The organism is Collinsella ihumii (genome assembly GCF_900046475.1).
In the GTDB taxonomy this organism is placed as follows: Bacteria; Actinomycetota; Coriobacteriia; order Coriobacteriales; family Coriobacteriaceae; genus Collinsella; species Collinsella ihumii.
On the sequence record NZ_FCOU01000012.1, the window covers coordinates 226,845 to 248,705 of the forward strand.

At 67.9% G+C, this 21,861-nt stretch carries 17 protein-coding genes; 4 read left to right on the forward strand and 13 right to left on the reverse strand.

Features of this window, described 5'->3' with window-relative positions:
• Positions 1–5: 5 nt before the first annotated feature.
• From BN3789_RS10125 to BN3789_RS10150, 6 genes are all read right to left on the reverse strand, one after another.
• Positions 6–1,463 carry a M81 family metallopeptidase gene (locus BN3789_RS10125; RefSeq protein ID WP_066833895.1) on the reverse strand — a complete coding sequence of 486 codons (1,458 nt, stop codon included), beginning with the start codon at positions 1,461–1,463 and terminating at the stop codon, positions 6–8.
• Positions 1,464–1,741: 278 nt separating this feature from the next.
• A complete protein-coding gene (locus BN3789_RS10130) occupies positions 1,742–5,392 on the reverse strand; it encodes a UvrD-helicase domain-containing protein (RefSeq protein WP_066833899.1) in 3,651 nt (1,216 codons plus the stop codon).
• Between the two features lie 3 nt (positions 5,393–5,395).
• Positions 5,396–6,601: a PD-(D/E)XK nuclease family protein gene (locus BN3789_RS10135; RefSeq protein ID WP_229254330.1), complete on the reverse strand. Its 1,206-nt coding sequence runs from the start codon at positions 6,599–6,601 to the stop codon at positions 5,396–5,398.
• A 55-nt stretch (positions 6,602–6,656) separates the two neighbouring features.
• Complete coding sequence (locus BN3789_RS10140; protein ID WP_066833904.1) at positions 6,657–8,522, reverse strand: hypothetical protein; 1,866 nt, start codon at positions 8,520–8,522, stop codon at positions 6,657–6,659.
• 183 nt (positions 8,523–8,705) lie between these two features.
• Positions 8,706–9,017, reverse strand: a complete 312-nt coding sequence (locus tag BN3789_RS10145) for a YerC/YecD family TrpR-related protein (RefSeq protein ID WP_066833907.1) — start codon at positions 9,015–9,017, stop codon at positions 8,706–8,708.
• 137 nt (positions 9,018–9,154) lie between these two features.
• Entirely contained in the window at positions 9,155–10,216 is a 1,062-nt protein-coding gene (locus tag BN3789_RS10150; RefSeq protein ID WP_066833911.1) for an FAD:protein FMN transferase, read from the reverse strand.
• Positions 10,217–10,301: 85 nt separating this feature from the next.
• Between BN3789_RS10150 and BN3789_RS10155 the strand changes: the two genes are divergently transcribed.
• Positions 10,302–10,673, forward strand: coding sequence for a phage holin family protein (locus BN3789_RS10155; RefSeq protein WP_066833914.1), 372 nt, complete (start codon positions 10,302–10,304; stop codon positions 10,671–10,673).
• 55 nt (positions 10,674–10,728) lie between these two features.
• Here the strand turns inward: BN3789_RS10155 and BN3789_RS10160 are convergent, their stop codons facing one another.
• A complete protein-coding gene (locus tag BN3789_RS10160; RefSeq protein WP_066833917.1) occupies positions 10,729–11,154 on the reverse strand; it encodes an RrF2 family transcriptional regulator in 426 nt (141 codons plus the stop codon).
• 220 nt (positions 11,155–11,374) lie between these two features.
• Here BN3789_RS10160 and cysK point away from each other — a divergent pair, with 220 nt between their 5' ends.
• Complete coding sequence (gene cysK, locus BN3789_RS10165; RefSeq protein ID WP_066833921.1) at positions 11,375–12,319, forward strand: cysteine synthase A; 945 nt, start codon at positions 11,375–11,377, stop codon at positions 12,317–12,319.
• Between the two features lie 120 nt (positions 12,320–12,439).
• A complete protein-coding gene (mnmA, locus tag BN3789_RS10170; RefSeq protein WP_187119140.1) occupies positions 12,440–13,576 on the forward strand; it encodes a tRNA 2-thiouridine(34) synthase MnmA in 1,137 nt (378 codons plus the stop codon).
• 115 nt (positions 13,577–13,691) lie between these two features.
• Here the strand turns inward: mnmA and fucO are convergent, their stop codons facing one another.
• The 5 genes from fucO to BN3789_RS10190 form a co-directional block, all read right to left on the reverse strand.
• Positions 13,692–14,852: a lactaldehyde reductase gene (gene fucO / locus BN3789_RS10175; RefSeq protein ID WP_066833924.1), complete on the reverse strand. Its 1,161-nt coding sequence runs from the start codon at positions 14,850–14,852 to the stop codon at positions 13,692–13,694.
• A 215-nt stretch (positions 14,853–15,067) separates the two neighbouring features.
• Entirely contained in the window at positions 15,068–15,394 is a 327-nt protein-coding gene (locus tag BN3789_RS10180) for an L-rhamnose mutarotase (protein WP_147569688.1), read from the reverse strand.
• Between the two features lie 145 nt (positions 15,395–15,539).
• Positions 15,540–15,758 (reverse strand): hypothetical protein, encoded by a 219-nt coding sequence (locus BN3789_RS12810; RefSeq protein ID WP_147569690.1) that lies wholly within the window; start codon positions 15,756–15,758, stop codon positions 15,540–15,542.
• 67 nt (positions 15,759–15,825) lie between these two features.
• Positions 15,826–17,223 (reverse strand): threonine/serine exporter family protein, encoded by a 1,398-nt coding sequence (locus tag BN3789_RS10185; RefSeq protein ID WP_079989268.1) that lies wholly within the window; start codon positions 17,221–17,223, stop codon positions 15,826–15,828.
• Between the two features lie 162 nt (positions 17,224–17,385).
• On the reverse strand, positions 17,386–18,072 hold the full coding sequence (locus BN3789_RS10190; RefSeq protein WP_066833927.1) for a YoaK family protein: 687 nt from the start codon (positions 18,070–18,072) through the stop codon (positions 17,386–17,388).
• Positions 18,073–18,311: 239 nt separating this feature from the next.
• On the opposite strand from BN3789_RS10190, the gene BN3789_RS10195 reads away from it, so the two are divergent.
• Positions 18,312–20,330: a YgiQ family radical SAM protein gene (locus tag BN3789_RS10195; RefSeq protein ID WP_066833930.1), complete on the forward strand. Its 2,019-nt coding sequence runs from the start codon at positions 18,312–18,314 to the stop codon at positions 20,328–20,330.
• A gap of 87 nt (positions 20,331–20,417) precedes the next feature.
• Here BN3789_RS10195 and BN3789_RS10200 read toward each other — a convergent pair whose 3' ends face one another.
• Positions 20,418–21,461: a CPBP family intramembrane glutamic endopeptidase gene (locus BN3789_RS10200; protein WP_066833932.1), complete on the reverse strand. Its 1,044-nt coding sequence runs from the start codon at positions 21,459–21,461 to the stop codon at positions 20,418–20,420.
• Between the last annotated feature and the right edge of the window lie 400 nt (positions 21,462–21,861).

Below are 21,861 nucleotides of genomic sequence, written 5' to 3' on the forward strand. Positions count from 1 at the left end.
CTGCGCTACTCGATGTAGATGAGCTCGTCCATCTGGTCGATCGGCCACATGGGGCGGAACATCCGCCTGATGGGGATCTTCTCGTAGAGCTGATCGGTCGGGCCGCCGGTCAGGGCCATGATGTGGTAGGCGGTCTCGGGGATGAGGTACGTGTCGAGGTAGCCCATCTTGACCACGACGATATCGTAATCGTGGAACTCGACGCCCGCGGCATGGAACTGCTCCATATGGCCGTACTGGACGTTCTGGGGCATGACGAGCACGTCGAGCGCCGTGCCGTCGACCGTCACGATGTAGCAGGGGCCCGCGCTCTTCTGCGAACCCATCTCGGCCTCGCCCACGACGCTCAGCACGCCGGAGATCTCGACGGGCTCAGACACCTCGTTCTCGCCGGTACCCAGCATGAACGTCACGTGGTCCCCCACCTTGACGTGCGACAGCTCCTCGCATGCGCGCGGATCCTTGACGCCGGCCACGAGCACCTTCTTGCCGCGGAGGTCGGCCGCCATGAGCTCGCGCACCATGACCGTCGCGGATCCCGAGGAGCCGGCGCCGCAGTTGTCGCCCGAATCGGTGATGACGGCTGTCTTGCCCTCGAAGGCCACCGCGCGCGCCACGGAATCGGCCGGGTCGCCGAAGTTCCCGCCGAACGTGAACTCCTCGCGGTGGTCCCAAGCGTAGCGGGCGACCTTTTCGGCGACCTCGGTGCAATAGGCCTCGTCGGCCGGCGTGTTGGGGACCACGACGACCGCGGCGCCGAGCTTGTCGTCGTCGTGACGCAGGTAGCCGACGTGGTAGGAGCTGGAGAACACGCGCGGGTCGGTCTCCGCCTCGTCAAGCAGGCGGTTGATGGAGCGCATGGGCTCGTTGGCCGACACGCTGCGCTCGCCCTCGACGATGATGGGGAGCTTGCGCACGATCGGCTTCATGGGACGGCGGTGCTCCATGAGGTCGACGAGCTTCTCGGCGACCGTGCGCCAGGTGTCGACGGTGTCGATATGCGGGGACTCGCGGAAGCAGCGCAGGATGTTCACGCGTGAGCAGAGCTCGGCGGTCACGTTGCCGTGGGGGTCGTAGGCGACGGCGATGGGCATGTACTTGCCCACGATCTCGCGGATGCGGCGCAGAAGATCGTGCTCGCCGGACACGCAATCGAGATCGCGGATGCCGCTGGCGCCATGCAGCTGGAGGTAGATGCCGTCGATCTCGTCGAGATGGTCGCGCAGGTCGGACAGGATACTGTCGGAGATGAAGTCGTACGCGCGGCGCTCGATCATGCCGGTCGGGTTGACGCCCGCAAAGATCGACGGGATGATCTCGATGCCATGGCCCTCGAAGATGTCCCTGATGTGCATCGAGTTGATGCACTGGTCGCCGTAGAGCAGCACAAAGTCCTCGAGCTTGCCGTCGTGCGTGACGTGCTCGTTGCATTCAGCGTGTACGTGAGCGACGAATACTTTCATGAATTCCCTTTCCACCTTGTCGCAAGCGAAGGGTATCCTACCACCGCGGTGCGTTGATGCCCGCACCTTCACGCAAGAGGCACAAGGGGACGCGAACGCCTCAACCCGCCCTAGGGGATGGCGCCGCGGAGTGAGTCGATCGGCGGCTTCCCCAGGCACCGAAAGCCGTAACCCCGCCGGCATCACCCGGCCGGAATGCACGGAATCGGCGCCGATTCCGTGCATTCCGGCCGGGTGATGCCGGCGGGGTTACAACAAGAGCCCCCTCAGCGGCGGCGCTACAGCCGGTAGGTGACCACCTGGGGCTCGTTGCCGCCCGCCTCCGGGACCTCGACACGTACAAACTTGAGCGTCACGTACGCAAAGCCCGCCTTATGGAGGACGTCGGCGTAGACGCGCGCCTGCAGGGCGTGTTTGTCCTGCAGCTGCTCGGGCGTCTCCTGCACGCTGCCTCCGGTTTTGTAGTCGATCACCAGGGCCTCGTCGGGGCAAGCGGGGTCGGTTGCGAGCACGTCGATGGCACCCTCGGCGTACGCACCGAATGTCGAGGAGATCTCCGCATCGTCCAGGCCGAGCGAGAAGAACGGCACCTCCGCGCGGACCTGCGACCATGCGGCGAGCTCGGCGCGCACGGCAGAGTCCTCCCAGCGCGCAAGCGCCGATTCCAACCGCTCGCGCTGGGCGGGCGTGACCTTCCAGTAGCGCGCGAGCGCGTCGATGCGCGCCGCCGGCACCCCCGCGGCGCCGGTCTCGATGAGCCACTGGGCGGCCGCGTGGAACGCCGAGCCGAGCGCCGTGGGATCTCCCCCCGCTGCGGCGGGCTCCGCAGCGGCCTCGGAGGCGTCGGCGGCGACCACGTCCAGGACCACCGGCCCGGACGGCGCGAAGGGGCTCTCCCCCTCCTCCGCACCAGGCTCCGGCAGCGACGCGCTCGCCTCGTCGGCCGCCGCGATCGCCTGGGCGCCGAGCGCCTCGGCACGGTCCTCCTGCTCGGTGTGCAGCGCCGCGGAGATCGACGAGTAGCTGTACGAGACGCGCTCGGGACGGGCCTCGGGGCTCACGCGCCAGTCGACCTGGAGGGGATGGACGAGCGTGAACGTGTCGGACTTCGCGCTGTCGGGCGCGTCGTCGTCGAGCGCATCCGCGGCTCCCTCGTCCGGGCGCTCCTCGTCTCCATCGGCTACCGTCGCGGCATAGCTCTCGCCGGCGAACATGAAGTCGCGCAGCGCGACAAGCTCGAAATCGCCCGCGCGCGCGTTGTCGAACACCAGCCGGTCGACATCGAGGCGCGCCCCGTCGTTCGGCAGAATGCGCTCGAGCACCGCGCGCGTGAGGTCCCGTCCCTCGTCGAAGGCGAGCTCGGGCACCTTGCCGGTGCCCACGCGCCCGTCCATCACGAGGATCAGCAGCTCGCGGGCGCGCGTCATGGCGACGTAGAGCAGGCGCGCCTTCTCCTCCAGCTCGCGCGCGGCGGCCTCCTCGCGCATCGAGATGAACGCCTCGGCCGACGAACCGGTCGCGCACACGTCGTCGAACGCCTCGGGCGTGAGCCACGATGAGTAGAGCTGCTTGAAGCGATTCTCCACGTCGGTATCGATCGCCGCGCTGCCGTCGGCGCGCACCGTGCCGGCGAAGCGCGCCGGCATCGCCGCCGCCTCGATTGCGCCCGCAAGGCGCCTCGTCTGCATGCGATCCGTGTTGCGCTTGCAGCCGTAGCACTCCGCGACCGCGACCACGGGGAACTCCAGGCCCTTGGACGCGTGCACGGTCATGATGCGCACGGCGGCCCCGCCCTGCTCGTTGATGGCGCCGGGCGCCTGCTTGCCCGCGAGCGCCGTGTCGAACGCGCGCACGATGCGCCGGGGCGAGCGCCCGACGCGCGCCTCCGCCTCGCCCAGCATATCGAGTGCCTTGAGCACGTTCGCCGCGACGGCACGACCCTCGGGGCCGCGAGCCGCCAGACGGACGAGCCAGCCCGACTCGCGCACCACATCGCGCGCAATGGCCTCGAACGAATCGCGGCCCACGCGGGAAAGAGCCGCACGCAGCACGCTGCGCGCACGGCTCAACAGCTCCAAGCCGTCGAGACCGGGGGCGTCGTCATCGCTCATGATGCCGGCGTCCGCGTTGCGGCGGCGCGTCTCGCCCGTCTCGGGATCCATGACCGTCGAGAGCGCCAGAAACTCAGTCGCCCCGAGCGCGAACATGGGCGAGGCGAGCAGCGGGACCAGGCCCTGCGCGGTGTCGGCGGGGTTCGCGAGCGCGCAGGCGAGCGCGCGCACCGCCTTCACCTCGGGCGTCGAAGAGAACACGGAGCCGCCCGCGATCACGCAGTCGAGCCCCTCGGCGCGCATCGCGTCCGCGTAGACGCCCGAGAAGGTCATGGCCCCCAGCAGCAGCACCATGTCGCCCACCGGCTGCCCCGCGTCGGCGAGCTCGCGGAACCGCCGCGCGACCGCCTTCGCCTTGGCCTCGGCGCGCTCCTCGGAGGTGCCGCCGGCGATGAAGACCGCCTGGCGGCGCGAAGCGTCCGCCACCAGCGAATCCTTGCGCTCGTCGTGCGCCTGCAGATCCAAAAAGCCCTGCATGAGGCCGCCCCGCTCGCCGTCGAAGATGCGCGCGACGTACTCGAGGATCTCGGCGTGGCTGCGGAAGTTCTTGACCAGGCGGACGATGCGGCCGGGCGCCTCCTCGTCGGCGGGCTCGCCGCAGGCCCCCTCCGCCGAGGAGGCGATCGAGCGCTCCTGGCGGCGGAACACCTCGACCTCGGCGCCGCGGAACCGGTAGATGGACTGCTGCGCATCGCCGACCGTGCACAGGCGCCGGCCGCCATCGGTGAGGTACCCGATCAGGTCGACCTGCTGCTGGTCGGTGTCCTGGAACTCGTCAATCATCACGAGCCTGAAGCGGTCGGCGTATGCGGCCCGGATGGCTTCGTGGTCGCGCAGCGCCTCGTAGGCGATGCGCAGCAGGTCGTTGTTGTCGAGCGCCGAGGCCTCGAGCTTGAGCGAACGGTACTCGCGCTCGACCGCGCGCGCAAGGCCCATGAGGGCATCGAGCGCCGGCGCGCCCACGGCGAGGTAGGCGTTGATGAACGTGTCGGCCACGTCGGCGCGCAGGAGCTCGATCTGCTCTTTGGGCAGCGCCTTGCTCGCCCGCGGGATCTCGCAGCTCATCATGCACGCCGTGAGATCCGCCACGGTGCGGCCGCTCGCCTCGTAGGCCTCGATGGCGCAGATCGCCGCGCGTCCGATCTCGGCCGCCTTGGGGCTTGCGTCGAGGCAGGCCCGGTAGGCGTCGGCGAGATCCGGCACATGGTCGTCGCCGCGCGCCAGGCGCACGTCGTCCATGCCGTGCGGCAGGCTGCACGCGAGCTCCAGCAGACGGCGCACCAGCCCCTGCGCGCTCGTGGAGGCCTCGTACCCCGACGGGCCCGTCTCGCCTTTCAGCGGATACCACGACAGCAGGGCCGCGAGCTCGTCCGCCCGGATCGCCCCCTCTCCCTGCTCGACCTGCGCGATCACGCGATCGACCGCCTGGCCGATCAGCTCGTCGGTGTCCTCGACGACGCTGAACTCGGGGTCGAGCCCCAGCTCGAGCGCATGCGCGCGCAGGATGCGCGAGCACATGCCGTGGATGGTCGAGATCCAAGCGTCGTCGACGAGCAGCGCCTCGTCGCCCATCCCCTCCTCGATCAGCGCCCCGCGCACGCGCTCGCGGATCTCGGCCGCGGCGTCTTTGGTGAACGTGATGGCGAGCACCTGGTCGACGTGCTCGATGAACGGGCCGGATTCGGGCGAGAGCGCCCACAGGATACGCCGGGTGAGCGTGAAGGTCTTGCCCGAACCGGCGCCCGCCGACACGAACAGCGGCTGGTCGAACGTCGTGACGATCTCGCGCTGCTGGGGCATGAGGGTCGAGAGATCCATACCTTACGCGTCCCTTCGTTCGAATCCGAGCGGATGGTTGTGGTAGCAGCTCGTGAGCGGGTCGGCGGCCGCGGCGATGCGCCCCGCCCTGAGCTCGCCGAGGCGCTCGGCAATCCCCGCCTCCACGCGGTCGAGCAGCGCGTCGAAATTCATGGTGCCGCCCGCCTGCACGGCGGGGAACCCGTCGCGCAGCCCGGGCACGCGCCCGTCCCCGGGCTCCTCCTCGGCGAGCTCCGATGAGACCGCGCCGCGCATGGCGACCTTGCCCTTCGTCGAGAAGTACAGCGCCCCGCGCACGTCGAGGCCGAGCGCGCGGCGCAGCGCCTGCCCGTAGATGAGCGTCTGCGTGTGCTCGGGCAGCCAGCGCGGGTCGTCGGCGGGCACCTCGCCGGTCTTCTTGAGCGGCACGGTGGGGTCCTTCAGCTTGAACGGGTTGGCGTCGGAGCGGTGCTTATAGTCGATCACCACGGCGCGGCCCTCGGCATCGACGTCCACGCGGTCAATGCGACCGCCGAGCGGCCAGCCGGCGTAGTCGACGCCCAGGCCGTTGAACGAGTATTCGAGGTATTCGGGGGCGAACGGCGCGAGCGCATCCGCCTCGTAGCGCACCACGCGCCGCAGCTGGGGCAAGATGTCGTCGATCTGCGCCTGCTCGGTCGGCGAGAGCGCGACGAGGGCCGCCGAGCTCGCCGTCTTGCCGCGCGCGTGCTCTGCGCGCACCGCAGCGAACACCTCGTCGAGCAGCTCCAGCGACGCGCGCAGGTTCTCCGGCGTCACCCGGCGCATGCCGCGTTCGCGCACCTCCTCGTGGAACCGGTCCATGACGTCGTGGACGAAGTTGCCCTTCTCCATATTGGTGAACCCGGCGTCGACCATCGAGGGGCGAACGCGCGACGAGACGAACCAGCACAGCGGGCAGCCCACATAGCTTTCGATCTGCGAGGCGGAGAACTGGCGCGGCACGAGCGCCCCGTCTTCGGTTCGGCGCATCAGGACCAGATACGGCACCGCCGAGACGCCCAGGCGCTGCGGCGGCAGGCAGAGCACGCGCTCGACGCGCGCCGTCCCCGTTCCCGCAGGGTCGAAATCGCCCGCCACGTCGCCCTCGCCCGTCTTCTCGACCGGCGCATCGTCCCCGCCCCGAAGCGCGAGGAGCTCCGTCCACAGCGCGGCCGGATACCGGTCCTTCGCCTGCCGGTCGTGCGACACGCGCGTCAGGGCCACCGACCCGCGGGAGGCGCAGATCGCTGGATCTTATACACATCTAGGTGTGTGTAAGAGACAGGGTCAGGGCCATGATGTGGTAGGCGGTCTCGGGGATGAGGTACGTGTCGAGGTAGCCCATCTTGACCACGACGATATCGTAATCGTGGAACTCGACGCCCGCGGCATGGAACTGCTCCATATGGCCGTCGAGCACAACGGCGTCGGCGCCCAGGGCGGACCCCAGCGTCACGACGGGGCCCTCCTCGTGGGAAAGCGGGTAGCTCGCCACGTCGACGTCGGCGAGCAGTACCGCGTCGACCGAGGCGGGCTCAAGCACGGCGGCGTCGGCGAGCGTCATGAAGACGACGGTGCCGACCTCGCCCTCAGAGGACGCCGACGCGGCGCGCTCGCGGGACGCCGTGCACAGCCCGTCGAGGATCTTCGTCGCCACGGCCTGGCTCACATCGAGAGCGCGCGCCTCGTTCATCAGCACGTCGACGGCGCGCTCCGCCATGGCGCGCTCGGTCGCCTGGCGGCAGCGCCCGTCGCGCGTGCCGAACGAGGACGCCGGCAGCGCCTCGATGGCGGAGAGCATCGACTTGAACGCGGAGACGGGGCGGTCCTGCCAGATAAACTGCACAACCTCCGAGCAGACCGCGGGAACCCGGCGCAGGGGATGGTCGTCTGCGAGCTTGCGGCGCGCCGAGCCCGCGCGCGACTGGACGCTCTGCAGCTCCCGCAGAACGCCTTCGACGCCGAGGGCACGATTGGAGCGGATCTTCTTGTCGAAGCCGCGCGCGAGCGCCGCGTCGGCACCGGAGACGGACGCGTAGAGCCAGTCGGTCAGCTCGGGCGCGGGCCACCATGCGCCGTCTGCCACCTGGCCCTCCTGCGCGGCCTTCATGCGCGAGACCACGTCGGAAAGCGCCTCGAACTGCTGGCCGACGACCGTCTGGGAGAATCGCGAGAAGCGCGTGACGCTCGAGGCGATGCCGCGCGCGGCGAGGTACCCGGCGAGCTCGTCGAACAGCTCGGCCGGACGGGCGCAGGCGACGACAGCCGTCTTGGCGCCCCCACTCTCGCCGGCAGGTGCCGATAAGAGCAGCGAGGCGAGCTCGTCGGCGTAGGCACGGGCCCTGGCATGGGGGCCAGCGACCTCCAGAAACGACAGGGCGGGCGTCGCGGCGCCGTCTGTGCCGTCGGCGCCCCCGAGCTCAAGCGTTCGCTCGACCGCACATCCCATCTGCGAGAACGCGCGCGTGACCTCCTCCTCCCACACCTGCTGGGAGGCGCGCAGCAGCACCTGCACCGAACCCGCACGGCCCACCTGGGCGAGCAGGCGGACGAGATGGGCGGGAAGCGTCGTCACGTCGCGCACGATCGCGCAGCGCGCGCACGCGGGGGCCAGATCGGCCACCGCGTCGGCAAGCAGAACGGCCGCCTGCGAGGGCTCGATGAGGCCGCGGTCGCGCAGGCGCGCGCCGTACGCGTCGAGCAGGGAGAGCACGACGCGCGTCGCGGCATCCGCCGGGCCTTTTGCCCCCTCGGCGAAGGGAAGCAGGTCTTTTGCCATGCGCGCCAGCATGCGCACGGTGCCCGGGTTGGCGCGCAGCGGCGCAAGCTCCCGCTCGTCGCGAGCGTAGAGCGTATCGGCGATAAGCAGCTGGCGCTGCAGGTTGGTGCACAGGCGCCGGCCGTCGCCCAGAAGCTCCCAGAGGCCTTCGATCCACGCGGTCGGCGTCACGATGTCGAGCCCGACGCCCAGGTGCGCGTCCGCCGCGGCGCGACGGCAGACGTCGCGCTCGGACGTCGAGGGCACCAGCAGCGTGACGCGCCCGAAGCGCTCGACGGCCCGGGCCATGAGCTGCAGCTCGTCGCCTGCGGGCACGGCGCCCGAGGCGTGTCTCACTATCTGAACCGCCATGATCCTCCATCGTCGAGAGAACTATCCGTTCACAGTATCCTACACGCCCGCGTGGACACATCTCCCCGCAAATGGGTTCGTTGGGGACGGGTTCGTTCCAACCCGCCCTCAAACGACCCAGGCGCCCGCAACAGGGGCGCCCGACGTGAAATCAATTGTTCAGCAGCTGCCCAGGATGGCGGTCTATCTGTGCTCGCGCTCCTGGTCTTCGAGCTTGATGAGGATGCGCCGGTACCCGCCATGGGCGCCGTTCAGGGCCTTGGACACGCGGCTCACCGTCGTCGACGACGCGCCGGTGCGAGCCTGCACCTCGACGTAGGGCTCGCCTTCGTCGAGATACCGGGCGACCTGCAGGCGCTGCGCGAAGTCGCAGATCTCCCGCGGCGTGCACAGGTCGGTCAGAAACGCCCGCACATCGTCCTCGTTCTCCAACAGCAAAACGGAACGGACAAGCTGCTCGACGTCCCCGCGCTCGTACATCTTCTCGATATCCATGGTGCACCGCCACATCCGTTCGCGAAACATAACTAACTCTAGCCGGATGCAGTGTAACACACCACCACGCTAAAGTGCCACGGCTCCGTCGAGCGGCACAACATCCACGAGCGCGCCGGCTCCCGATGGCCCCGCCCCTACTTGGGCCACGTGGGGACGAGCGACAGGCTGTCCTCGATGCCCGAGGTCCAGAACACCTCGTCGGACCCATCGATCAGCACGGCCTCGACATCCGGCGTCGCCTCGACCAGCTCCAACCCGCGCTCGACGCCCAGCATCAGGACGGCCGTCGAGTACCCGTCGCAATCCAGGGACCGCCGGGCTACGATCGTCGCCGACACCACGTCCGTCTTCGCGGGCATGCCGGTCGCTGGGTCGAGGATGTGGTGGTACGTCACGCCGCCCCGCGTGAAGCAGCGCTCGTGCAGTCCGCTGGTGACCACCGAGCCGTCAGCCACGTCCACGATCGCCCGGCTGTGCTCGGGGTCCCGCGGGTTCACGATGCCCACCCGCCACGGGGCTCCCGCACGCGCATGCCCGTGGCGGGGGTCGGCGGGCCGGCCGCCGCACACGAGCACGTTGCCGCCCAGGTTGAGCACGAAGCGCCCCACCCCGTGCTCGCCCATGATGCGCGCGAGGTCGTCGGCGATATAACCCTTGGCGATGCCGCCCAGGTCGAGCACGGTCTTCGGGTCGTCGATGGAAAGCGTCGGCGCGCCCCCGTCGGTCTCGCCCACATGTATGTGGCCCATGCCCACGTGCGGCAGCGCGCGGGACAGGGCGAGCGACCCCGGGACCACGCCGGCGTGGAAATCCCACAGCGACGTGACCGTGCCCATGGTGATGTCGAACGTGCCCCCGCTGCGCGCGCAGTACTCGCGTGCAAGCTCCACCAGCTCGGCGGTCTCGGGTTCCACCTCGACCGGGTCGGGCGCGGCAGCATGGGCCCGGGCGATATCCGAGTCCGCCCGCGTCCTCGAAAGCGTCCGCTCGAAGAACAAGCAGCGGTCGCGGCACGCGATCAGCGCCTCGTCAAGCTGCGCCGCGGTCTGGGCACCGCCGCCATCCATCCCGTCCGCCGGATACGCGTGCATGTGCACGTCGGTGTTGAAGATGAACAGCGCGATGACGCGCGACCCGTCGACGCCCGCTTCGGGGAAAGCTGTGTGCGGATCGCCATACCGGTATGTCTGCTGCAAAATCCGCCCTTTCTGTGGAACAATCTATGCGTCCATGATAGCCGCGCGGCACCTGCGGCCGCGCGACATACCGAAAGGCACCCCCATGCGCTTCGTCCTCAACTGGCTGCTCACCTCGATCGCCATCTCGATCGCGGCCTTCATCGTGCCGGGCATCGAGCCGTTCGGCATGGTGGAGCCCTGGATGAGCTTCGCGTTCACGGGCCTCTTCCTCGGCTTTGTCAACGCGCTCATCAAGCCGTTCGTCACCATCATCTCGCTGCCGGTGACCATCCTGACGCTGGGCATCTTCCAGCTCGTGGTCAACAGCCTCATGCTCGAGCTCGCCAGCTGGCTGTCGGTGAACCTGCTGGGTGCGGGCATTTCCATCACCGGCTTCGGCGCGGCGTTCTTCGGCGCCATCGTGGTGAGCATCATGTGCGCGCTGCTCGGCGTCGCCACCAAGGACGCGCAGTAGCGATCAGCGCCCGCCACGGGGCCGACCGCCGCGGAATGAATCGATCAGTGGTTCCCTAGAGGCACTCCATGCCGCGCGGCGACTCCGCGAGCTGCGCCAGCGTGATGCCGTCGAGGTAGTCGTTGATCATGGTGCCGAGGCTCTTCCACATGCGGATCGTGGGGCATGAGTTCACGCGCTCGCATCCGACCTGGTCGCCGTCGAGGCAGGCGACGGGTGAGAGGCTCCCCTCGGTCAGGCGCAAGATCTCGCCGACCGAATAATCGGTTGCCGGACGCGTGAGACGGTAGCCGCCCCCTTTGCCGCGCATGCCCGAGAGCAGCTCGTTGCGCACGAGCGTCGAGAGGATGTTCTCGAGGTACTTCTCCGAGACGCCTTGGCGCTCGGCGATCTCCTTGAGCGGGATGCGTCCCTCGTCCTGGTGTTCTGCCAAATCGACCATGACACGCAGCGCGTAGCGTCCCTTCGTCGACACCAGCATGACCATCCTCCTTTCTGTCGCGTAGCACAAGAATACCAAAACGGACACGACTCCATTACGGTAAAGCATATGAGAACGAGAGAGGTGTCTGATTTTCTTTCTCGTTACCGATTGTTACATTGCACAGCGCGCACGCCGCGATATTAATCCTAGTAGTACAATAGGGTTTATACGGGCGCGGCAACCGGCGTCCGTGCAACACGACTGCCCGGAGGCGCATATGAGCAACATCTACACCTCGATCGACCAATTGATCGGACACACGCCCCTGCTCGAGATATCCCGCATCGAAGAGCAGCTCGCCCTCAAGGCGCGCGTCCTGGTGAAGCTCGAGTACTTCAATCCCGCGGGATCGGTCAAGGACCGCGTCGCGCTGAACATGCTCGACGAGGCCGAAGCGGCGGGCGCCATCCGTCCGCACGCCGGCTGCACGATCATCGAGCCCACGAGCGGCAACACGGGCGTCGGCCTCGCCTCGCTGTGCGCCGCGCGTGGATACCGCCTCATCATCACCATGCCCGACAGCATGAGTCCTGAGCGCCGCCTGCTCATGGAGGGCTACGGCGCCGAGGTGATGCTGACCCCGGGCGCCCAGGGCATGGCCGGCGCCATCGCGCGAGCCGAGGAGCTGGCGCGGACGATCCCCGACAGCATCATCGCGGGGCAGTTCACCAATCCCGCCAACCCGGCGGCGCACGAGGCGACCACCGGGCCCGAGATCTGGAACGACACCGACGGGGCGGTCGACCTCTTCGTCGCGGGTGCGGGGACGGGCGGCACGGTGACCGGCGTGGGCCGCTACCTCAAGCGACAGAACCCGCAGGTCCAGGTCGTGGCCGTCGAGCCCGCCGGCTCCCCCGTCCTGTCGGGAGGCAGCGCCGGCCCCCATGGCCTGCAGGGCATCGGGGCGGGATTCGTCCCCGACGTGCTCGACACGACCGTCTTCGACCGCGTCATGACCGTCGCCGACGCCGACGCCCTCGAGTCCTCGCGCATGCTCGCGCGCACCGAGGGCGTGCTCGTGGGCATCTCGTCGGGCGCGGCGCTCTGGGCGGCGCTGCAGCTCGCGCGCGAGGACGCGAACGAGGGGAAGACCATCGTCGCCCTTCTGCCCGACACCGGCGAGCGCTACCTGTCCACCCCGCTGTTCGGGGAAGCGGGCTAGGACACGCGCCTCGCGGCGCTGCGGAGAAATGATGCCGAACGGATGCCGTTTCGGCGCGCGCCGCGCGCGCATGGACGGCCTCGCTACAATGAGATGCCGCAACCAGCAGAAAGGACCGTGATGCCGAGCAAGGGCCGCGTGCTCGTCGCCATGAGCGGCGGCGTCGATTCGAGCGTAACCGCATATCTCCTCAAGCAGCAGGGCTACGAATGCGTGGGCGTCACCATGCTTCTGACCTGCAGCGCGACGTTCGACGACATGGGCGAGCGCTCGTGCTGCTCGCTATCGGACCTGGAGGACGCGGAGGCGGTCGCGCAGCGCCTGGGCATCCCCTACCGCGTGGTGGACATGCGCGACATCTTCGAGCGCAACGTCGTCGCCAAGTTCGTGAGCACCTACGAGGCGGGACGGACCCCCAACCCGTGCATCGACTGCAACCGGTACCTCAAGTTCGGCGCGCTGCTCGACTACGCGAGCTCCCTGGACTGCTCGCACATCGCGACCGGCCACTACGCCCGCGTCCGCCGCGCGCCCACCGACGCGGGCGCACCGGGGCCCTGGACCCTGTCGCGCGCCGCCGACGCCGGCAAGGACCAAAGCTACGTCCTCTACTCGCTCACGCAGGAGCGCCTGGCGCACGTGCTGCTCCCCCTCGGCGACCTCATCAAGGATGCTGACGTCCGCCGCATCGCCGCCGAGCAGGGCTTCGCCAGCGCGAGCAAGCCCGATAGCCAGGGGATCTGCTTTGTCCCCGACAACGATTTCGCCTCGTTCATCGAGGCGCGCGAGGGGCGCCTTCTGCCCGAGGGCGATATCGTCAGTACCTCCGGCGAGGTCCTGGGGCGCCATCGCGGCGCGCTGCGCTACACGATCGGCCAGCGCAAGGGCCTTGGCGTCGCCGCCGCGCACCCCCTCTACGTATGCGGCATCGACGTCGAGAGCAACACGGTCACGCTGGGCGGGGTCGACGACCTCATGGCAGACGAGCTCGACGCCGGCGACTGGATCTGGAGCGCGCCCGCCGAGACGATAGAGCGCCGCATCGTCGATGCCGGCGCGCACGGCCTCCCCGTGGCGGCGAAGATCCGCTACCACCAGACCGACCAGCCCGCACGCGTCAGGCTCGTCGATGCCGAGGCCGGCGCGCAGGCGGGCGTGCACATCGACTTCGACATCCCGCAGCGCGGCATCGCGCCCGGCCAGGCCGTCGTCATCTACGACGGCGAGATCGTCCTCGGCGGCGGCACGGTCCTGTAGGCGCCCCGGCCCGAGGGACAAGCCCCGACTCAAACGCACCGCCCAACGCAAAAAAGCAGGGCCCTGCCGCACCGCGTGCGACAGGGCCCTGCGCCATATGCCGAGATGCGGCAGGCTACTTCATGATCTTGCGGAACAGCTCCACGACGGTGGCGTGGTCGGCGTCGCGCGGGTTGCCGGGATAGCAGGCGTCGGCGAGCGCGTCGTCGGCGATCTGGTCGAGCTCGTCCTCGGTGATGGCCTCGCAGACCGTCGGGATGTCGACGTCGGCGGACAGCTGGCGCACGGCGGCGATGGCGGCGTCGGCGGCCTCGTCGGTCGTCATGCCGGTCGTGTCGACGCCCATGGCGACCGCCACGTCGGCCAGGCGCTCGGCCACGACGGGCTTGTTGAACTCCATGGCGATGGGCAGCAGCATGGCGCAGGCGACGCCGTGCGGGGTGTCGTAGTGCGCCGAGAGGGTGTGCGCCATGGCGTGGTCGATGCCCAGGCCGACGTTGGAGAAGCCCATGCCGGCGATGTACTGGGCGAGCGCCATGCCCTCGCGCCCGCTCCCGGGCTGGCCGCTCTTGGCCTCGGCCACGGCATCGCGCAGGTTCTTGGCGATGAGCTCGATGGCCTTGAGGTGGAACATGTCGGTGAGCTCCCAGGCGCCGCGGGTGGTGTAGCCCTCGATGGCGTGGGTGAGCGCGTCCATGCCGGTGGCGGCGGTGAGGCCGGCGGGCATGGTGGCCATCATGTCGGGGTCGACGACGGCGACCTCGGGCGCGTCGTTGGTGTCGACGCACACGAACTTGCGGACCTTCTCGGGGTCGGTGATGACGTAGTTGATGGTGACCTCGGCGGCCGTGCCCGCGGTGGTGGGGACGGCGATGGTGAACACCGCGTGGTTCTTGGTGGGAGCAACGCCCTCGAGCGAGCGCACGTCGGCGAACTCGGGGTTGTTGACGATGATGCCCACGGCCTTGGCGGTGTCCATGGCCGAGCCGCCGCCGATGGTCACGATGCAGTCGGCCTCGGCCGCTTTGAAGGCCTCGACGCCGTCGGTCACGTTCTTGATGGTGGGGTTGGGCTTGATCTCGGAGTACATGCTCCACGCGATGCCGGCCTCGTCGAGCAGGTCGGTAACCTTGGCGGCGACGCCGAACTTGACGAGGTCGGGATCGGTGCAGACGAAGACCTTCTTGAAGCCGCGGCGGGTGATCTCGCCGGGGATCTCCTTGATGGCGCCGGAGCCGTGGTAGGAGATGGTGTTCAGAACGATACGATTAGCCATGTTGGTGCCTCCTTGTCTTTGCGCGCCCCGGCCGCGGGGCGCGCCGTCCAGGATGCCGTCACCGCGCGATGCGCGGGCGGCATCTAAGCCATGATATGCCTTGTTCGGGCACGGCGAGAAGCGGCGATCCGCATCCGATACCGCCACCAGCAAAACGTTTTATCAGCATTGGATAAATGGTCGAAAAACGCCGGCGAACGGCAGCGCGGAAGCGCCTACTCCAGGTGGTAGAGCTCCTCCATGAACTCCCAGTCCCCGTTCTCGCCGAACGGCTTCATGTTGGGGCCGACCGCCGCCCACCACTCCTGGGTCCTGGGGTCCGCCGCCATCTTGGCCATGTCCGCCTCGTAGTCGTCGCCGGTGTACTCGTAGTAGGAGAACAGCAGGCCGTCGTAGTAGTAGATCGAGTAGTTCTGCAGGTTGCAGGCCTTGATCATCTCGTTGACGCCCTCGAACGGCGCGGCGTGGTAGGCCTTGTACTTCTCATACCCCTCCTTGCCGTTCGTGCGGGAAATGGAACCGAAGCGCTGGATCTTGCCCATAGGAGCCTCCTTGATCGATGCGGACACAACCCCTATGTACCCATCTGCGCAGCTGACCTCGCGGCGCATGTGGCCGATCTCGCCGCGCACGGGCGCTCAGGGTCTGCACGAACATCGCACGGTGAATCATATACGTATAAGATTCTTATAAACGCGCAGGTATCAGAAAATCTTGTGCATAAAAATCCGTATCGGGCAAAACCCATAGAGACGGTAGGCTGAGTTTGGTGCGATTTTTGAGTGCCGTTTCTCCCCACGCGCCATACCCTTCAACAAAACCGCAGGATTCAACTGGGCTTTTGTTGAGGGGTGTTGCGCCTGTGAGCGAGGGGCACGCAAAAATCGCACCAAACTCGATATACATGGTTTTTGACCTTGGAAATCCCTCGATCCACATACCGCCGACCGGCCTTAATCGTTACCGGGCCGCATCAGGAGCAGTAGCGCCAGTCCGGATCGGTGAGCGCCCGGGCGAGCCCCAGCCCCATCGGCAAGAACAGGATGATCATGATGGCGCGGATGATCCACTCCATGGCGTCCAGCGTCTGGAACACGCCCATGTAATACACCGCCCGGTACATATACAGGCCGGGGACCATGATGACGATGGAAGGAACCGTGATGGAGATGCGCGGGAACTTCGTCTTGGTGCCGGTGATCGACGCCAACAGGCCGGCGCAGATAGCACCCGCGAACGCCGCCGCCTCGGGCGGCATGCCGACCAGGTCGACGAGCGTGAGGCGCAGCGTGTTGGCGATCGCGCCCACGACGCCCGCCGTCGCCGCCATCCTGTAGGTCGAGTTGAACATCATCGAGAAGCCGAACACCCCGACGAAACTCGCGACGAACCGCAGCGCGAACATGACCGGCGCGCTCAGGCCCTGCGCGGCGAAATCATCCGGATGCAGCTCGACCATCATCGCCACGAGCCAGGCCACGAGCGTCGCGACCACGATGACCGCGCACGCGTAGGCGAGGCGCTCGAGCCCCGAGCGGAAATCGAGCTTCGCGATGTCGAGCCCGCTCGTGATCAGGGGGAACCCGGGGATCACGAACAGCATGGCCCCGATATAGCCCGCCTCGTGCTCCGCCGCGTCCTTCACCGCAAGCGACAGCAGCGACAGGCACCCCAGGTAAACCAGGCAGGCGACCGCGACCGACACGCCGATGCAGACGAAATGCGTGAGCCTGCGATCGAGCATGATGCGGCGCGTGAAGTTCCCGAGTCCCGCGCCCACGAACGCGCAGCCCATCTCGATGGGCCCGCCGCCGAGCAGGAACACGAAGGCGGCACACGCGGCGGCAGACGCCAAGCCGACCGCCCACGGGGCATAGTTGCCCGGCGTGTGCTCGATGGCGTCCATGCGATCATGGAACGCGCGCACGGTCAGGGTGTCGCCGCGCTTCTGCACGTCGCGGACGAACTCCTCCATGAGCTGGATGCGCTCGGTGTTCACGCCGGTCGTATGGAGCGAGACGACCTCGGAGAAGCTGTTGTGCCCATCGATGCACGTGCATTCGATCGTCGTGAGGCTCACCGCCGCCGAGACGGTGACGCCCAGGACGCCGGCGATCTTGTTCATGCAGTCGCGCACGCGCCAGCTGCCCGTACCGCCCGCGAGCAGCAGCAGGCCCGCGCGACAGATGATCGACGACTTGTCGTCGAGGTCGGCGTCGATGGCGAGCATGTCGTCGCAGTCGGTCACCTCATGCCAGGGCACCGCCATGTGGTTTCGATGGCGGATGCGCGCGCGGTGCACATGCGGCAGGGGCGCGTGCGCGATGGCTTCGCGAATTCCCGCGGCGGTCCGTTTCTGCTCGTGGTCCATGGGGCGCCTTTCGATGGGATGCACGGTTTACCCATGGTACCGTGCGGGCGCGCCCGCTTGAAAACAAAGGGGTGTCCAAACCGGACAAGCGGTGCGTTTTGGCGCGCGCAAGGGAGACGCCGGCAGGTCGCCTTCACGCCGGGCGCCCGCGACCGCCAGGGGCTACGGGCGACCGGCGACCGCCCCTTCGCGGGCGGGCTTGCGCTCGCGATCGATGAACATGATGGCGAACGCCGCGACCAGAAGCCCCGAGCACACGCCGATGGCCATGTGCCCCAGGCGGCCGACGCACCAGTTGCCGAGCACCGCGCCCGCGGCAAAGCAGGCGATCAGACCGAAGTAGAGCAGGCCGTTTTCCAAAAAGCCGCGGTCGCGGTTGAGCAGGTAGTCGTCCATGTTCTGCATGGCGGAACGCAGGTTGCCGATGCACATGGTTGTGGCGATGCCGTGCCCGTGGATCTTCCGGAACGACTCGACCTGCATGCCGCACGCGAACGACGTCACGCAGTTCGCCGCGACATCGGGCACGATGAAGGCGACGGCGAGCAGGGCGGCCGCCTCGAGCAGCACGATGACCTGCCTCCAGTGCAGCGCGCTCGAAAAGCGGCAATGGACGAGATCGGCGATCACGATGCCCGCGGCAAACGCGAGCACCGGCAGCGCGTAGTGGACCATGCCGGCCCAATCGCCTTCGGAAAGATGCACGCCGCACAGCAGGATGTTTCCCGTTTGCGCGTTGGCGAACACCCCGCCACGCGCCATGTAGGAATAGGCGTCCATGAATCCCCCGGCAAGGGCCATGATGACGCCGAGCTCGATGGAATCGGATATCTGACGTGCACGCTCCATGGCGCCCTCTCCCCTTCATGTCGAGCGGAGCGCCCCGCGCCCGCCCCGTCGTCTTGCGCCGCGATCCCACAGCGACGCGCCCGCTGAGCCGCACGACGAATCGAGCGGCCAGCAGGAAAGCGTAGCGTAATCGTGCGCACCCCGCGCAAAAACGAGATACGGTAATCGAATTGGTACAATTCGACACGATCAGAATCGCGCGATGCCCGTCACCGCGCAGGTAATGGATTGGAGTCCCCATGGCCGACCGCTCGCAGTTCCTTCCCGTCTCCCGCGCCGACATGGACGCGCGCGGCTGGGATGCCTGCGATTTCGTCTACATCTGCGGCGACGCGTACGTGGATCACCCCTCGTTCGGCATGGCCATCATCACGCGAGTGCTCGAGGCGCACGGATACCGCGTCGGCATCATCTGCCAGCCGGATTGGCGCGACCCCTCAAGCATCGCCGCGCTCGGCGAGCCGCGCCTGGGCTTTTTGGTCTCCGCGGGCAACATGGACTCCATGGTCAACCACTATTCCGTCACCAAGCATCGTCGCCGAACCGACGCCTACACGCCCGGCGGCGTCGCGGGCGCGCGGCCCAACCACGCCGCCGCCGTCTACGGCAACCTCATCCGCCGCACATTCAAGCACGCGCCCATCATCTTGGGCGGCATCGAGGCGAGCCTGCGCCGCCTCGCCCACTACGATTACTGGTCCGACTCCCTCAAGCGCAGCATCCTGCTCGATTCCGGCGCCGACCTCGTGCTGTACGGCATGGGCGAGCACGCCATCGTCGAGGTGGCCGACGCGCTCGCCGCGGGCCTGCCCATCGACCAGATCACCTATGTCGACGGCACGGTCTACCGCGTGAGCGGCGGCGAGCAGGCGCTTGCCGAGGTCTACGATTACGAGCTGCTCCCCTCGTGGGACGATCTCGAGGCCGACCGCCTGGCGTACGCGCGCAGCTTCGCCATCCAGTATCGCAACATGGACCACATCACCGCCCACCGCCTTGTGGAGCCCTATCCGCATGGGGTGTACGTGGTGCAGAACCCGCCGGCGGCGCTGCTTTCGACCGAGGAGATGGACGCGGTCCACGAGCTTCCGTACGCGCGCGCCTGGCACCCCGACTACGATGAGGCCGGCGGCGTGCCGGCATTCTCCGAAGTCAAGTTCTCCATCACGTCCAACCGCGGGTGCTTCGGGGAGTGCTCGTTCTGCGCGCTCGCGTTCCATCAGGGCCGCGCGCTGCAGGTGCGCAGCCGCGAGAGCATCATCCGCGAGGCGGAGGCGCTCACCCGCGATCCCGACTTCAAGGGCTATATCTCCGACGTGGGCGGGCCCACGGCCAACTTCTTCCGTCCCGCCTGCGACAAGCAGCGCAAACACGGCGTGTGCGCGAATCGCCGCTGCCTGTGGCCGAGCGTATGCAAGAACATGGTCGTCGACGAGGACGGATACGCCGACCTGCTGCGCGACCTGCGCCAGCTTCCCGGCGTGAAGAAGGTCTTCGTGCGCAGCGGCATCCGCTTCGACTACGCCATGGCCGACCGATCGGACAGATTCCTGACGGAACTCGTCCAGCACCATGTAAGCGGCCAGCTGAGGCTGGCGCCCGAGCACGTGAGCGATGCCGTGCTCTCCATCATGGGCAAGCCCAGCCGTGCCGTCTACGACGCGTTCTGCCGTCGATTCGACGACCTGTGCGAGCGCTACGGCCTGGAGCAGTACGTGGTGCCCTACCTCATCAGCAGCCATCCCGGCTCGACGATGAAGGAGGCCGTCGAGCTGGCGGAAGCCGTGCGCGACATGGGATACATGCCCGAGCAGGTGCAGGATTTCTACCCGACGCCGTCGACGATGTCCACCTGCATGTACTACACGGGCGTGGACCCGCGCACGATGGAGCCGGTGTACGTGGCGCGCGACCCGCACGAGAAGGCCATGCAGCGCGCCCTGATCCAGTACCGCAAGCCCGAGAACTACAAGCTGGTGCGCGAGGCGCTGCAGCGCGCGGGACGCACCGACCTCATCGGCTACGACCGGCACTGCCTGATCCGCCCCGTACCGCCGCGGCCGGGCGCCGCCAAGGGCAAAGGCAAGGGCAAGGGCGCCGGTGGCAAGACGGGCGGCTGTTTTGCCGGCAAGCAGCAGGATAAGCGGGGCGGACAGTTCGGCAAGGGTAGCAAGGGACCCTCCGGCGCCGCGCCGCACGGTCGCAATCGGGCCGCGCAGGGGCGCGAGGGCGCACGCGGAAGCAGAAGACGGCCATAGCGGACAGTTTTTCCGTGCTGGGCGCCTGTTCGGCCATCGCGCTGTTCACAGAGGACCTGCCGAGGACCTCGCGGGCCCAAAAACCCTTTACAGCAACGGCGTGGGATGGTCCACAGCCCGACGAAACAGCCACAATCCCGCCCCGACCATAGCCGCCGACGCAGTGATAGCAAACACGACACCTCCCGCCTCGAGCACCGTCGCGATCTCGTTGACAAAGTAGAAGCAGAAGTTGATGACCAGATGCAGGCCCATGCTGGGCAGCAGGCTTCCGGTCTGCCAGACGAGCCAACCCGCAATCAGGCCCATGACCGTGGCATATGCGAACTGGGTGATATTGAGATGCAGGGCGCCGAACAGCACCGCCTGCACGGTGTTGGCGAGCCAGAACGCGCGCGGCGGAACCGCACCGAGCGGAGGGCACGGCTGGCTTCGGGCAGTACGCCATGCGCGATCCCTCCAGCGGCCGGCCTGCTTGGGGCACATGGCGCGAAGGGCGAACTCGAACACCACGCCGCGACATGCGAGCTCTTCGGTCAGCGGGGCGCCGACCGCCAGGATCAGGACCGCCGCCACGGAGAACTCGTTCATGACGGGGTTGTCGGTCAGCGTATCGTACTCCGTCTTAACATCGGGAAACAGCGGCAGCAGCAAGCCCAGCGCATAGCTGATCACCATCTGCAGACCTACTCCCAGCAGCACAACGGCAACCACCCCCAGCGCGCGCGAGCGAGGGGTCCGTCTGCGTCCCTGCAGGAAGGAGACGGGCCGGACGCGAAGCCACCACGGAAGGACCACCGCGCACACCGCGAGCTCGGAGATGATCTGGACGGGGATGGCGATCTGGGCGGCAAGGGCGGCAGCATCCGTCGAGGCCGTAAGCTGCTGCAACACGAGCGCGACCGCGAACGACCCGACAGCAATCGACACGAGCTGCGTCGCATACACGGCAAACGTCGCCCCGAGTGCGGCGAGCAGCCAGCGCACGGCGTTGACCACCGGCGACTCAGGCGTATCAGAGGGGCGCGGCATGGACAGCCGGGCATCGAGGGGCGAGACGGGGGCGCCGGGCACAGGGGCGCAACCCTGCCGGGACCGATCGTCCGATACGTGCTGCAGAATCTCGTTCATAGCTTCACCTCGCAAGCAGTATCCCCGCGCTCCCGCATTCCAAACGGCGAAAACGTGGCAGCATGCCATTTTTAAGGAAGCGCCCTATAGGCACACCCATGGGTTGGTTGGGGACGGGTCCGTTCCAACCCATGCCTGGCGTCGCGACGGTTTTTGCAGGAAGCTCGGACGAAATATGCATGTCAACTCGAGCAGAATGCAGAACCACGAGGTGAGTGGCCGTATCGTATTGGCCGTTATGCAGGATGTCCCCGCCGTTCCCGCAAAATCCGTCGCGACGGTTTTTGCGGGAAGGTGACGCGGCGGCCCGGGCGCCCTCCCCCCGGCAAGATGGGCCGCCTCCGCGCCTCCCGCGCCGCGCAACCTCGCCCGAATCGACGGTACGCTATGGGCACGCCGT